Raw genomic sequence first — 14,614 nt, forward strand, 5'->3', positions numbered from 1 at the left:
TAATCGTGAATAACGAATCGGGTTGTGGCGCAGCTTGGTAGCGCACTTGACTGGGGGTCAAGGGGTCGCAGGTTCAAATCCTGTCAACCCGACAGATAAAGCTCCGGAAGGATTTTCCTTCCGGAGCTTTTGTATGCTTTGATTCCTGCTCGCATCATTTATCCGATTCGCGGGTGTCGGCTGTTTGGCGCGGCTGACGCGGTCGTGCGCTCGCTGGCGGTTAGAAAGTCCTTGCACGTGTTCCACGCGTTGATGGAACCCTGGGCTAGGCCCGAGGAACCGCTGAGCAATCTCTCCCGGCGAGAGCCTAGATGACCTGCGTGCCAAGTGTCTGTTGCGTTATATTACCTCCCTCGGGCGCGGATTTGGACGGGGGAGGGAGGGGCCGAGCCGCGAAACTGCCGATGGGATGGGTAGTTTGGGTAGAAATGTAAATATGAGCTTGAATCTAAATGTTGGAATACATCTGAATATGTGGGTATTCGATGGTACATTGGATACCAAGGAACCGTGTTTAAAGTTATGCAAACCACCCTTCAGGGGTTTAGATTTCCTTGATATATCAAGGAATATTTGGGTTTATGTGACCTAAACACGGTCTGGCACACTCAGAATTCACAGCCGTAAAACCAACATAAACCCACGCGAAGACACCTCTTCACACAGTACCTTTCTGGCACGACGAGAAGGACGCTCTCGGTATATCCCGCAGGGCAGGGAATCAGGCAGGTTTACGGCATAACGATCCCGCCCCTCGGGGCGCGGAAAGGAACGCAATACAATCATGTGGCAGCAAGTCTACGACCCGCTACACTCGAGTGCCCTCTCTGCACTCGTGGCAGCAGTCCCGATTATTTTCTTCCTTCTGGGCCTCACCGTCCTGAAGCTCAGCGGTATTAAATCTGCCGTCATCTCCCTGGCGCTCGCACTCGTGATCGGTTGCGGCATCTTCGGTATGCCCGTCACCGCAGGTGCAGGATCCATCCTCTACGGTTTCCTCTCAGGCCTGTGGCCCATCGGCTGGATCGTTCTCATGGCAGTGTGGCTCTACCGCATTTCCGTGCGTTCCGGCGGCTTCGAAATCGTTCGCTCCTCCATCTCCTCCATCTCTACTGACCAGCGCATCCAGATGCTGCTGATTGCATTCTGCTTCGGTGGCTTCCTTGAAGGCGCTGCAGGCTTCGGTATTCCGATTGCTATCTGTGCTGCACTGCTGGTTTCCTTGGGCTTCAACCCGCTCAAGGCCGCAATGTTCGCCCTGATTGCTAACGTGAGCTCCGGTGCGTACGGCGCTATCGGTATCCCCGTGACCACCGCGGCGACCCGCGGTGGCGTGGACCTGCACGGCCTCTCCACCGAGTTGGTTCTGGTGATCCAGATTATCGCAGCCCTCATCCCCGTGCTGCTCGTCGCAATTCAGGACGGTCTGCGCGGTATCCGCGAAGTCGGTCTGGTAGCACTGATTGTTGGTCTGATTTACTCTGGCGGCCAGTCTGTCCTGCTCGCAGGCCTCGGTAACCCCGAGCTCGTCGACATCATCCCGCCGCTACTGGCTCTGATTGCCCTGGCACTCATCATGCAGAAGTGGCAGCCCAAGAACATCTTCCGTGAGCCCACCGCGCCCTCCCTGGAAGAGGTTGAGGCTCAGCAGAGCGTCAAGCACACCGGTGGCGAAATCCTCAAGGCATGGAGCCCCTTCGTCTACCTGTCCGTCGTGATTCTGCTCTGGTCCACCGCGATGAAGCCGCTCTTTGCTAAGGGGGGTCTGCTGGCCTTCAGTAACATCACCTTCCCCGTTCCGTGGCTGCACCAGACCATCCAGCAGACCGCACCGATCGTTGCAACCCCCAAGGCAATTGACGTGACCTACACCTGGAACATCATTGGTGCTTCCGGTACCGCAATTCTGGTGGCTGCAATCATCACCATCCTGACCTCCTCCATCAGCTGGGGCGAGGCTATCGAGGAACTCGGTGCAACCTGGAAGCAGCTGCAGACCCCGATCATCATGATCTGCCTGGTCATGTCCGTTGCAAACGTCATGAACTACGCAGGTATGATTACCTCCATCGCACTGGCTGTTGCCGCTGTGGGCGCAATCTTCCCGCTGCTGTCCCCGATCATCGGTTGGATTGGCGTGTTCGTGACCGGCTCCGTGGTGAACAACAACATCCTCTTCGCAGGCCTGCAGGCTACCACTGCACAGCAGATTGGCGTCAGCCAGACCCTGCTGGTTGCATCTAACACCGCCGGTGGTGTGATGGCGAAGATCGTTTCCCCGCAGTCCATCGCAATTGCCGCCGCTGCTGTGAACAGCTCCGGCGAGGAATCCAAGATTACCTCCATGGCAATCAAGTACAGTGCAGCCCTGCTGGTCGTCACCTGTGTTTGGGTTTACGTCCTGTCGTTGGTTATGCCTTCCTAATATTGGCTCGGGTGCCCCTGCCGGGAACCCCGAATCGTGGTGCGAGCCCCCGTCCACCTGCGTGGACGGGGGCTCGCCCGCGTATTGGAGGATTATTGCCCGTACACGGGTGGGGGAGTAGGGGTATTTTCTGGCGAGCGCGGACATATCTGCTGAGCACCCGGTGGGGAAGAAAATGAAGAGGAAAACCGGAGGGCTATTCGGGCGTAAAAATGCGGATGTGCCCCATCTGTGCAGACTTAAGGTAAACCTATCCTGAAGTAGCCCATGAGACCTGTTAGCGTTAGGGGATAAAGTCAAAAGCACGTAGAGCTCGGAGGCGACCGCCCCGGGTTGGGTGGAGGTGCGGAGCCGTCGGCTGGATTGTGCTCATGGCCGTGTGGCTCTACCGCATCGCCGTGCGCGCCGGTAACTTCGACACCGTGCGAGCCTCCGTCTCGTCTATTACCGATGACCAGCGCATCCAGGTGCTGCTGATTGCCTTCTGCTTTGGTGGATTCATCGAGGGCGCGGCTGGTTTCGGTATCCCGATCGCTATTTGTGCCGCCCTACTGGTGTCCCTGGGCTTCAACCCGCTCAAGGCCTCAATGCTGGCGTTGGTCGCTAACGCTGCATCCGGCGCGTACGGCGCCATCGGTATTCCCGTGACCACCGCGGCTAAGGTCGCCAACCTTGACATCGCGCACCTTTCCGCCGGTATGCTCCCGGTCCTGCACATCTTTGTGGCCATCGTACCCCTGCTCATGGTCGCCATTCAGGACGGTCTGCGCGGCATCCGCGAGGTCGGTCTCGTAGCGCTACTGACCGGCGTCATCTTCTCCGGTGGACAGGTGGGCGTACTGCTCTTCCTGGGTTCCTCCGAGCTGGCCGATATCATCCCGCCACTGCTGGCCCTGGTGGTACTGGCCCTAATCATGAGTAAATGGCAGCCCAAGCACATTTACCGCGAGCCCACCGCTCCCACCCTCGAAGAGGTCAAGGCCCAGCAAGGCATCAAGCACTCCGCCGGTGAAATCGTCAAGGCGTGGAGCCCCTTCATTTACCTCTCCGTGACCATTCTGCTGTGGTCCACCGCCCTCAAGCCGCTCTTTGCGGCTAACGGCCCGCTGGGCGCCGCAACCCTGACCTTCCCCATTCCCGGGGTGCACGAAGCTATCGTTACCGGGGCGGGTAAGACCGTAACGGCGACCTTCTCCTGGAACACCCTGGGGGCTTCCGGTACCGCAATTCTGGTGGCGGCACTGGTTACCGTGCTGACCTCGAAGATTAGCTGGGCTGAGGCGTTCGAGGAGTTTGGCGGCACCTGGAACCAGCTGAAGATGCCGATTCTCATGATCTGCCTGGTGATGTCCGTGGCTAACGTGATGAATTACGCCGGCATGACCACCTCCATCGCGCTTGCGCTGGCTGCGGCCGGTTCGCTCTTCCCGCTGCTCTCGCCGGTCATCGGTTGGATCGGCGTGTTCGTGACCGGTTCGGTGACCAACGCGAACGTGCTCTTTGCCGGCCTGCAGTCCACCACCGCAACCCAGATTGGTGTTGACCCGACCCTGCTGGCGGCCGCTAATACCGCCGGTGGTGTGATGGGCAAGATCGTCTCCCCGCAGTTGATCGCCATTGCGGCGGCGGCTGTGAATAGCGCCGGCGAGGAATCTAAGATTACCTCCATGTCTATCAAGTACAGCGCTATTCTGCTGGTCCTGGTGTGTGTCTGGTCCTACGCTCTCTCGCTCATGGTGGGCTAATGCCGCTCACGGGTGCGGTTTGTGGGGCGACGGCACGATAGCCTCCCGACAAGCCGTAATGCACCGGCCCCCTTCCCAATCGTCGACGGTCGGGAAGGGGGCCTTCGTGTTGAAGCGGGGAGTGTAAAGATGGCGTAAGGCTTGCGCTGTCCTCCCAGCCCGGGGACGCGGAATACAGAGCATGGATAATCAACATAGATAATCAATAAATGATAATGATACTCAAATGGTATTTCGCTCTGTAAAAGCTCCTAACATTCAACAAACGATGGTGATAACCTTCTATATGGGCATTGGCGCCGAAGGCGAGCTACGGACTGAGAGATTTTAGCCTCGAGGCCTCCGGCGAGAGAACCGATGCCCCGTATCGTGCATATCCTTTCCCGCGCTGCGCCTTCCGTCAGGGCCCAGCACACAGACACGATGTTGCTACGCCTTCCGGGCGAAACTCGCAGTAGCAGAGGCGGCGTGAGGTTGCGTCTCCGCGCACCCCAAAAGGGTAAACGGGCGTACCTTACAGCGACATCCAAGCCGCTGTAGGTACTCCTGCGGCGGGGAAGGACAGCATATGTGGTCTCAGATTTATGACCCTCTCAACGCCCCGGTGCTTTCGGCACTCGTGGCGGCATCCCCCATCATTCTTTTTCTGCTCTGCCTTACGGTATTCAAGCTCAGCGGCATTAAATCAGCCCTGATTACCCTTGTCCTCACTCTGGGTATTGCACTGGGTGTTTTCCGGCTACCCGTGACGGCGGCGGCCGGTTCAATCCTCTATGGTTTCCTCTCCGCGTTCTGGCCCATCGGCTGGATTGTGCTCATGGCTGTGTGGCTTTACCGCATCACAGTGCGTAGCGGAAAGTTTGCCGTCGTGCGAGCCTCGGTTTCCTCTATTTCACCGGACCAGCGCATCCAGGTGCTACTCATTGCCCTCTGCTTTGCCGGATTTATTGAGGGTGCGGCTGGTTTCGGCATCCCGATTGCTATCTCGGTGGCGTTGCTGGTAGCCCTGGGATTCAACCCGCTCAAGGCCGCCATGCTCTCCCTGGTCGCCAACGCTACCGTGGGCGCGTACGGTGCGGTCGGTATTCCGGTGACCACCGGTGCCGCCATCGGTAACGTGGACCTGGGACATCTCTCCGACCAGATGGTCTGGGTTCTGCAGATTTTCGCGGCCCTCGTGCCCGTACTCGTGGTCGCCATTCAGGACGGCCTGCGGGGCGTCCGAGAGGTCGGCCCGATCGCTCTGGCTACCGGTATCGTGATTTCCGGCCTGCAGAGCATCATGCTGTGGGTCCTGCAGGCCCCCGAGCTCATCGGTATTCTGCCCCCGCTGGTCGGTCTGGTCTTCCTGGCAACTGTCATGCGTTTCTGGCAACCCAAGCACATCTACCGAGAGCCCACCGCCCCGACCCTGGAGGAGCTGGCGGGGAAGAAGGACCCGGCCTACAGCCTGCGTGAAATTGCCAACGCCTGGAGCCCCTTCATCTTCCTTTCCGCGACCATCCTGCTCTGGTCCACCGTGCTGAAGCCCGTCTTCGATGCTAATGGGCCGCTGGGCTTTGCAAACCTTAGCTTCCACGTGCCCGGTATTCACCACCAGATTGGTGATGGCGAGGGCCTGGCAATTCACGCGGTCTTCAACTGGAACATTCTGGGTGCCGCAGGTACCGCGATTCTGGTGGCGGCTCTGCTCTCCGCCCTGACCTCGAAGATTACCGTGCGTGAGACCCTGCAGGAGCTCAACGGATCCTGGCAGCAGCTGAAGAAGCCCATCTATATGATTTGCCTGGTGATGTCCGTGGCAAACCTGATGAATTACGCGGGCATGACCTCTTCTATTGCTCTTGCGGTAGCTTCCGCCGGTGCATTCTTCCCGCTCTTCTCTCCCGCCATCGGCTGGGTCGGTGTGTTCGTGACCGGTTCGGTCACCAACAACAACGTGCTCTTTGCCGGATTGCAAGCAAGCACCGCGCAGCAGATTGGCGTGGACCCCGCTATGCTGGTGGCCGCCAATACCTCCGGTGGTGTGATGGGTAAGATCGTTTCCCCGCAGTCGATTGCGGTGGCGGTGGCCGCCGTGAACCAGGCCGGTCAGGAGTCGAAGGTTACCTCAATTACCATCAAGTACAGCCTCTTCCTGCTGGTGCTACTGTGCATCTGGACCTACCTCCTCTCTCTGTTCATGCACTAGCCCGTCCCCGACTTCTCCTCTGAAGAAGTACGAGGGCTGAAGGCTTCTCGAGCGCCCGTTGCTACACGCCGTAGCGGCGGGCGTTCGCCGTATGCTCGGATGTCCGAATCTGAGCATGTGCGGCGGTGCAATGCAGGCATTACCGGGGAAGAGTAAAATGGGTGCTTGTGCCCATGCACCGAAGACGACGCGTGCGGAGGCGGCCGCCGGGCTGCCGGTCAGACAGTTACCCGCCCGTATATTGCGATGGATGCACACCTGACAGACGACCTACTAGTATGAGGAGACGGCGATGCAGAGCCTTGCAACGGTTACCACCGTTTTCGCCTTCGTGGCAATCGCAATTCACATCTACATCTGGGTTATTGAGTCCTTCCTCTGGACCAAGCCCAAGGGCCGTGAAATCTTCGGCATGACCGAGGAATTCGCGGAATCCACCAGGGAAATGGCGGCTAACCAGGGCCTGTACAACCTGATGATTGCGTGGATTGCGGCAACTGGCCTGCTGGCTTTCTGGTTTGGTTCTCCGCAGGTTGGTGTGGCTCTGCTCTTCGCGGGCCTGGGCGCCATGGCTATCGCCGGCATCTACCTGTTCCTGACCTCCCCGGCTAAGCGTAAGCCCGCGTTGATCCAGCTGGTTCCGCCGCTGCTGTCCCTGATTTTCCTCTTCGTGACCATCCGCTAAGACCTGTCGGGCTCGCAGAGGAGCGCTATCTTCAGGCCGCGCGCTGCATCGAAAGATGCGGCGCGCGGCTTTTCTATGCCCTCCGTGGCCGCGCCACGGCTGATCGCGCCACGGGTGTAGGAGCCCGGCTAGTTGAAGAGGCCTGAGCATCCGCGCCGGTGCGAATCGAGCAGGTGCGCATCCACCATGCCCACCGCGCACATGAGCGCGTACGCGGTCACCGGCCCCAGGAAGACCCCACCCAACGCTTTGAAAGACTTGGCGAGCACCGCGGACTCGGCGGTATCGGTTGGAATCTCCTCCAGAGTGCGCGGTGCAATGGTCTCGTTCGGCGCAAAGGACCACAGCCATGCAGGGAGCCCACCCGGAACGCGCGTACCGTCGGGTAGGGTGCGCTCGCGCATCCGTTCCAGCTCTTCAACGCTTAGCGTTCGGCCCCGGCGACGAACCGTGCGCGGTACCTCGGCCTGTGGAGGTTCGGTGCGGCCCGCCTCGTTGGGGGCGGAGGAAGACGCGATGAGGGGGAGCGGAATCCCCTCGGTGGGAAAGCTATCGGAAGCTGCGGCCAGCTCGCGCATCCGCAGGGTGAGCTTGGCATTGGAAATTACCGCCCGAATCTTGCGTTCGTTACGGATGATGCCCTCATCCTCGAGCAGTCGCGCAACATCTTGCTCGTTAAAGGAAGCCACACGCTCGGGATCGAACCCCTCAAAAGCTCGTCGGAATGCCTCACGTCGCGCAAGAATCGTACGCCAGGAGAGACCCACCTGGAACGCTTCGAGGCTGAGAGCCTCGAAGAGCCCGCGCTCATCGGTGACGGGAACGCCCCACTCTGTGTCGTAGTAGCCGCGCAGGAGCTCATCGGTGACCCACGCGGGGTAGCTCGGGGAGCTCTTGGCGGTGACGTTATTGGGAACCTGCGAAATCATGATTGCTCCTCTCTGAGAATCTCGGTCAAATCGCGCGCCCCGAAAATTATTCCGGAAATATGTTCTAGTTAAACACTACCGCCCCACGCGGTAATTTCGCAAGTATATTCGATATAGTTTTGGGTGAGGGATTGGAATCGAATACGAGTGCAGGAATATGGGTAGGCAAAAAGGGTGGGATGCCCACCGATAAGCGGCGTACATCCCACCCTCTGCGCGGATTCTTTCTTCAGCCCTGTCTCGCCCGACGAACGCAGCTGGCGTTAGAAGAGCCGCGCCTCCCGCACCTCGGCGGGCTCCTCCAGAGCCAGCAGGAAACGCTTGCGGTCCACGCCCCCGGCGTAGCCGGTCATGCTACCGTCGGCACCAACCACGCGATGGCAGGGGATCATGATGGAAATCTTATTGCGGCCCACCGCCTGGCCCACTGCCTGCGCGGGGGCTCCGGGGCCCACGGCCCGCGAAATGGCGCCGTACGTGGTGGTGTACCCGGCCGGGACGGTCTTTAGATGCTCCCAGACGATGAGCTGAAAGTCCGTGCCCTCCGGGTCGAGAGGGAGGTCAAAGGAGGTGCGCTCGCGGGTGAAGTACTCGTCCAGTTGCGTACAAGCCAGCGCGAGTAGCTGTGCGGCGGCGTATTCGCCGGCCGGTTCGTCATCTTCCGCCGTGCCGTGCTCTCGCAGGTAAGCCTCGGGATTGTCGATGAACGTGCCCAGCTCGTGGGGGAGAGGGAAGTGCTTCTGCTCCTCGTACCAGAGGCCCGTGATGGCGTCGGCCTTGGCCGCGATGTAGAGCGTGCCGACGGGGCTGTCGTGCCGGGTGTACCATCGTGCAGTTTCCTCCTCCTCCGAAGCCGGCGGCGCGATGTGCGGGGGCTGAATCTCGGCGGGTGGGTTTTCGACTGACGGGGCTTCACCCGTTGGGAGATCGGCGGGCTGGGGATCCTGCGAGTGCGGGGATGCGGTCGCTTCGGTCATGGTCTTCCTCGGTGGGCTTGCGGGCGCGGTTAAAGGGCGGTGCCCCTCCATCCATCATAGGGGAGGGGCACTTGTGCGCCGTCATCCTAACGCTCAGGCTGCGCATCCTTATGCTCGTGGTGCAGGTGCGGCAGGTGAGTCGAGTGCAGATCGTGACCGAGCACGTCGTGCGCATCGGGGTCCTCAACGGGGAGCACATGCGAGTACTCGGAGTAATAGCGGTAGACGGCGTAAGCACCAATCACGCTCAGAACAATAGCCACGCCAAGGGCCCAGGGTACGGCCGCGGCGGAATAAATCAGCGAGAAGATAACGAGTAGCCAGGATAGCGCGGCGGCGAGAACCGAAACGTTCATGGCGATAATAGCAAGCTTGCGGCGACGAACATCGACCATGGGTGGCGCGGCCTAAGCCGCTTCCTCCTTTCGGGAGCCTATGCTCCGCTACGGTAAACATCGGTATGCATCGTGTGCGCGCCTATCGTTATCGACGACCATGAGCACGCCCCTATCTGCTGATATATCCATTGTACGGCGCTTTCAATAGACAGAGAAGGCGGGCAACGACGGGGCGGTGCGGCAGTCCGTATCGCAAGATGAAGGCGGAATGTTTGCCCGGGGTGATGCCGGCCGGGCGGTTAAAGACCCGTCCGCCGCGGCGTACGAGACGGCGCGGCGGACGGCGATAGGAGCTGTACATGTAGCAATAGCGCGAACCGGCGAGTCCAGCGGGAAAATACATGAAAACCATGCAAAAGACCCGTGCGACACTGACACCTCACGAACAGCGCAGCATTATGTAATCACCGGAAGATGCTACATCTACATTCACTAACGTTACAACGGCATTGAGAGTATTAGAAATTGCCTTGCAACAAACGCTAAACGCTATGTCATAAAAGGTCTGGCGCTGAGGCACTGGGACATCAGCCGCTCTCTCGGCCCTAGACCCCAGTGCGGGGTGTCTTCCACAGTTGAAAGGGTATGCGGAAGGGCCGAGCACCCGTAGCGGGTACCCGGCCCTAGCACATGCTTGAGGGAAAGAGCGCTAAACGAACGCCAGCGCTCCAGATTGCTTAGGCAGTCTGAACGTCCTCGTCAACCCACTCGAGGGTACGGGAGACGGCCTTCTTCCACAGACGGTACTGGCGCTCAACCTCGGCGGGCTCCATGGAAGGCAGCCAGCGCTTGTCCTCGGCCCAGTTGTCCACGACGTCCTGCTCGCCGGTCCAGAAACCAACGGCGATACCCGCGGCGTAGGCCGCGCCCAGGGCGGTGGTCTCAACCACCTTCGGGCGGATTACGGGAACGCCCAGGATGTCAGCCTGGAACTGCATCAGGAACTCGTTGGCGGTCATGCCGCCGTCCACGCGCAGCTCGGAGAGCTCAACACCGGAGTCGGCGTTCATCGCATCCAGGACCTCGCGGGTCTGGAACGCGGTGGCCTCTAGCGCCGCACGTACGATGTGTGCACGGTTCACGTAGCGGGTCAGGCCAACGATGACGCCGCGAGCGTCGGAACGCCAGTGCGGTGCGAACAGGCCGGAGAACGCGGGAACCACGTAGCAACCACCGGAATCCTCAACGGAGGTAGCCAGACCCTCGGACTCTGCGGCGTTCTCAATCATGCGCAGGTTGTCACGCAGCCACTGAATCAGGGAGCCACTCATCGCGACCGAGCCTTCCAGCGCGTACACGGGTGCCGCATCGCCAATCTTGTAGGCGACGGTGGTCAGCAGACCGTTGTCGGAGAAGACGGGCTCGGCGCCGGTGTTCATGAGCATGAAGTTACCGGTGCCGTAGGTGTTCTTCGCCATGCCCTTCTCGAAGCAGGCCTGGCCGAAGGTTGCAGCCTGCTGGTCGCCCAGAATACCCGCGATGGGGGTGCCGCTGAGCAGGCCGGTGGGGCGGCCGAAGCCGTACACCTCGGAGGAGGACTTAATCTCGGGCAGCATGCTCATGGGGATGCCCATATCAGCAGCGATCTGCGGATCCCACTGCAGGGTGCGGATGTTCATCAGCAGGGTGCGGGATGCGTTGGTTACGTCGGTGACGTGAACGCCGCCGTCAACACCACCGGTCAGGTTCCAGACCAACCAGGTGTCGGTGTTGCCGAAGAGCAGGTCGCCGCGCTCTGCGCGCTCGCGTGCGCCCTCAACGTTGTCCAGAATCCACTTGATCTTGGGGCCGGAGAAGTAGGTGGAGAGGTTCAGGCCGACGATGTCGTGGTACTTACCAACGCCCTCTTCGCCTGCGAGCTCTTCAACGATTTCCTGGGTGCGGGTGTCCTGCCAAACGATTGCGTTGTAGACGGGCTCACCGGTGTTCTTGTCCCACACGACGGTGGTTTCACGCTGGTTGGTGATGCCGACTGCAGCGATTTCGTGGTGGTTGACTTCGCCGTTCGCCATGGCGGTTGCTACGACCTTACGGACGTTCTGCCAAATCTCGGTTGCGTTGTGCTCGACCCAGCCGGCCTTGGGGAAGATCTGCTCGTGCTCGAGCTGGCCCTGAGCCACGTTCTCGCCCGCCTTGTTGAACAGGATCGCGCGGGAGCTGGTGGTGCCCTGGTCGATGGAGAGGATGTACTTGCGCTCGACGTTGAGGGTTGCGGAGTGCAGAGAAGTCGTCATTGATTTTTCCTTAGAACAAAAGAACGGAGTTTTTGAGAGGTTTAGAGGGGCAGAACTGCCGGAACGATCAGGCCAGCGAGGATAGCGCCGATGATCGGGCCAACAACCGGAACCCATGCGTAAGACCAGTTGGAACCGGTCTTACCGGGGATGGGTAGGAAGGTGTAGGCGATACGGGGGCCGAGGTCACGGGCGGGGTTGATAGCGTAACCGGTTGCGCCACCAAGGCTCATGCCGATAGAAACAACGACCAGGGCAACAGCCAAGGGGCCAATCTGGGCGGGGGTCTTACCGGATGCGATAATCCAGCCGATCAGGACGAAGGTGCCGATAATCTCGGTGAGCAAGTTCCAGCCGTAGGACTTGATGGCGGGGCCGGTTGCGAAGATGCCGAGGCGGTCGCCCGGGTCCTCATCGAAGTGCTTCTTGTAAGTCAGGTAGGCTGCGGTTGCACCAGCCATTGCGCCGAGCATCTGAGCGACGATGTACAGGGTGATGTTCAGCGGGGTTGCGGGAACGCCGGTTGCCAGGTCCTTGCCTGCGGTTGCCAGGCCAACGGTCACAGCGGGGCTCAGATGTGCACCGGAGAGGAAGGAGAGGTATACGGCGGTGAACACTGCCAGACCCCAGCCGAAGGTGATAACGACCCAGCCTGCGTCCTTAGCGTAGGACTTCTTGAGGGTCACTGCGGCACATACGCCGGCACCGAGCAGAATCAGGATGAAGGTGCCGAAGAATTCGGAAGCGAAGATTCCGAGGGGGGTGGGGGCCCCGGATGCATCCACGAGTGCGGATGAACCGGCTGCAAGTACAGTTCCTGCGGAAGCAAGAAGAGACATTGATGCTCCTTGAAGACGAAGCGTTCGGAAGGACTCGCGAACCGTTGCGTGCCGTATCCAGTGCGACCTTTGCCGTTGTAACGGGTCGGGGCACAACGCTGTGCTGAAATGTGTAGCGGTTGCTACAAAAAATGTTGGTTGAGTGTCTGAACGGGAAGCAGATTGCACTGTGGGTTAGCCCCGTATTTAGCGCTCTGCTTCTTATGCAGGGGATTTATCGTAAACGGTTATTTAACCGTCCGTCCACCCCTCACCGAAAAATATTGAGTTAGCCCATATCGGTGAGGGGCGAACGGTCGGTTCGTACCAAATAATCGGTTACGAGGGGTGTGGAATCTCTAGCGATTAGAGCTTGATGCGGGGATCAACCGCGGGGACGGCCTCAATCTTGGCCGAAGCCTCGGCGTCGGTGGAAGTGGATTCCGCCTCGCGGATAGCCTGCACGCGTGCGGCGTAGAGGTCACGCTCTTCCTTGACCTTCTGATCGTCCCAGCCGAGCTCGGAGCGCAGAATCTCAAGGATTTCATCGGCGGCAGCCAGGCCGCGGTCGCGCTGCTCGAGGTCGAGGCGTACGCGGCGGACCAGCACGTCCTCCAGGTGCAGGGCACCCTCGTAGCGGACCGCGAAGACAACGTCTGCACGCAGGAACTGGGGTGCCTTAGCTAGGGGAGCGCCGAGGGAAGGATCAGCGTCGATGAGGGCACCGAGGTCCTCAATCTGCGCGCCGTAACGCTCGAGCAGGTGGGTGATGCGGTCCTCGTCCCAGCCGTAACGCTCGGCGTAGCGTGCGCGGTTGGCAGCGATGGCGTGGTAGCCGTCGGCACCGACCAGGCCGATGTTTGCGGTCACGGAGGGGTTCTGCTTGGCCTGCTCACCCAGTGCGAAGTTCACGGCGTCCTCAGCCATGACGCGGTAGGTGGTCAGCTTGCCGCCCGCAATGGCGCTCATGCCGGGGGCAACCTCGGTCACGGTGTGCTCGCGAGAAACCTTGGTGGATGCGGCGCCGTCCTTGACCTTGGGCTGCAGCAGCGGGCGCAGACCGGTGTAGGTGCCGATGATGTCCTCGCGGGTCAGCGGGTTAGCAATCAGCTTGTTCGCCTGCATCAGCACGTAGTCGATGTCCTTGCTGGTGGCGACGGGGCGCTCGCGGTCCTCGGTGTAGGGGGTGTCGGTGGTGCCGATAATCCAGTAGCGCTGCCAGGGGATGATGAAGAGAACAGACTTCTCGGTCTTGGTGAAGATACCGTTGGTCGCGTTGATGCGGTCGCGGGGAACCACGATGTGGATACCCTTGGATGCCAGAACCTCCAGGCCGCCGTCGGGGTTGGCCAGGGACTCGGATTCTTCGGTCCACACGCCGGTTGCGTTGATGACGTGCTTGGCGCGTACGTTCAGGCACTCGCCGCTCTCGAGGTCCGCCAGCTGCGCACCGATGACGCGGCCGGATGCATCCTTGTCGAAACCGATGACCTGGGTGCGGGATGCGGCCAGGGCGCCGTAGCCTGCGGCGGTGCGGACCACGTCGATGACCAGGCGTGCGTCGTCAACGCGTGCGTCGTAGAACTGGATGGCGCCGGTGAAGGCGGAGTCCTTGATGTCGGGGAAGACGGTCTTGGTGCCGGCCTTGGTGAAGTGACGCTGGGAGGGGACGCCCTTGTGGCCGCGCGAGCCGAGGAATGCCAGGGTGTCGTACATACCGATGCCGATGGCGGAGTAGGCGCGCTCGATGACGGGCATCTTCAGGGGCCAGAGGAAGGGCTGTGCGTGCACCAGGTGGGGTGCAATCTTGTTCAGCAGCAGGCCGCGTTCGGTGAGGGCCTCGGTCACGAGCTTGAAGTCGAGGTTGTAGAGGTAGCGCAGGCCGCCGTGCACGAGCTTGGAGGACCAGGCGCTGGTGCCTGCGGCCCAGTCGCCGGCTTCGACGATGCCGGTGCGCAGACCGCGGGTTGCGGCGTCGAGGGCGATGCCGGCGCCGGTGATGCCGCCGCCGACCACGAGGACGTCGAGTTCTTCATTGGCCATGCTCTTGAGAGCCTGGGCGCGGGATGCAGCGGTCAGCTGCGACTGCTGTGCAAAGTGCTGGGAGCTCATGTGCTGTTCTCTTCTTTTCTGTGAGAGCCGCTACGGGGCGGCGTTGCCTGTCGTCTTGACTTAGTAAAACCCGATAATGAAATAATTACCAAGTAGGATG

Annotated in this window: 9 protein-coding genes, 1 tRNA gene and 1 pseudogene; 5 read left to right on the plus strand and 6 right to left on the minus strand. The window is 60.5% G+C overall.

Features of this window, described 5'->3' with window-relative positions; translation table 11 throughout:
* Positions 1-18: 18 nt before the first annotated feature.
* The 5 genes and pseudogenes from AC3E6W_RS04210 to AC3E6W_RS04230 all read left to right on the plus strand — a co-directional run bounded on the left by AC3E6W_RS04210 (position 19) and on the right by AC3E6W_RS04230 (position 7,046).
* Positions 19-92: transfer RNA gene (locus AC3E6W_RS04210), tRNA-Pro, on the plus strand.
* A gap of 692 nt (positions 93-784) precedes the next feature.
* Entirely contained in the window at positions 785-2,425 is a 1,641-nt protein-coding gene (locus tag AC3E6W_RS04215) for an L-lactate permease (protein ID WP_049332583.1), read from the plus strand.
* A gap of 353 nt (positions 2,426-2,778) precedes the next feature.
* Positions 2,779-4,170, plus strand: a pseudogene (locus AC3E6W_RS04220) (L-lactate permease); the annotation flags it as partial.
* A gap of 568 nt (positions 4,171-4,738) precedes the next feature.
* Positions 4,739-6,361: an L-lactate permease gene (locus AC3E6W_RS04225; RefSeq protein ID WP_490652410.1), complete on the plus strand. Its 1,623-nt coding sequence runs from the start codon at positions 4,739-4,741 to the stop codon at positions 6,359-6,361.
* Positions 6,362-6,653: 292 nt separating this feature from the next.
* Positions 6,654-7,046, plus strand: coding sequence for a DUF1304 domain-containing protein (locus AC3E6W_RS04230; RefSeq protein WP_049332590.1), 393 nt, complete (start codon positions 6,654-6,656; stop codon positions 7,044-7,046).
* 128 nt (positions 7,047-7,174) lie between these two features.
* Here the strand turns inward: AC3E6W_RS04230 and AC3E6W_RS04235 are convergent, their stop codons facing one another.
* From AC3E6W_RS04235 to AC3E6W_RS04260, 6 genes are all read right to left on the minus strand, one after another.
* Positions 7,175-7,975, minus strand: a complete 801-nt coding sequence (locus AC3E6W_RS04235) for a DNA-3-methyladenine glycosylase I (protein ID WP_490652411.1) — start codon at positions 7,973-7,975, stop codon at positions 7,175-7,177.
* 263 nt (positions 7,976-8,238) lie between these two features.
* On the minus strand, positions 8,239-8,952 hold the full coding sequence (locus AC3E6W_RS04240; RefSeq protein WP_490652412.1) for a methylated-DNA--[protein]-cysteine S-methyltransferase: 714 nt from the start codon (positions 8,950-8,952) through the stop codon (positions 8,239-8,241).
* 86 nt (positions 8,953-9,038) lie between these two features.
* The gene (locus AC3E6W_RS04245) at positions 9,039-9,347 is read right to left on the minus strand and encodes an N-acyl-D-glutamate deacylase (RefSeq protein WP_314082450.1); all 309 of its coding nucleotides are present in this window, start codon (positions 9,345-9,347) and stop codon (positions 9,039-9,041) included.
* A 680-nt stretch (positions 9,348-10,027) separates the two neighbouring features.
* Positions 10,028-11,584 (minus strand): glycerol kinase GlpK, encoded by a 1,557-nt coding sequence (gene glpK, locus AC3E6W_RS04250; protein WP_490652413.1) that lies wholly within the window; start codon positions 11,582-11,584, stop codon positions 10,028-10,030.
* Between the two features lie 41 nt (positions 11,585-11,625).
* Positions 11,626-12,423 (minus strand): MIP/aquaporin family protein, encoded by a 798-nt coding sequence (locus AC3E6W_RS04255; protein ID WP_070681354.1) that lies wholly within the window; start codon positions 12,421-12,423, stop codon positions 11,626-11,628.
* A 345-nt stretch (positions 12,424-12,768) separates the two neighbouring features.
* The gene (locus AC3E6W_RS04260; protein WP_490652414.1) at positions 12,769-14,514 is read right to left on the minus strand and encodes a glycerol-3-phosphate dehydrogenase/oxidase; all 1,746 of its coding nucleotides are present in this window, start codon (positions 14,512-14,514) and stop codon (positions 12,769-12,771) included.
* Positions 14,515-14,614 lie beyond the last annotated feature (100 nt).

Source organism: Rothia sp. SCPM-O-B-18226 (M350), assembly GCF_058213595.1.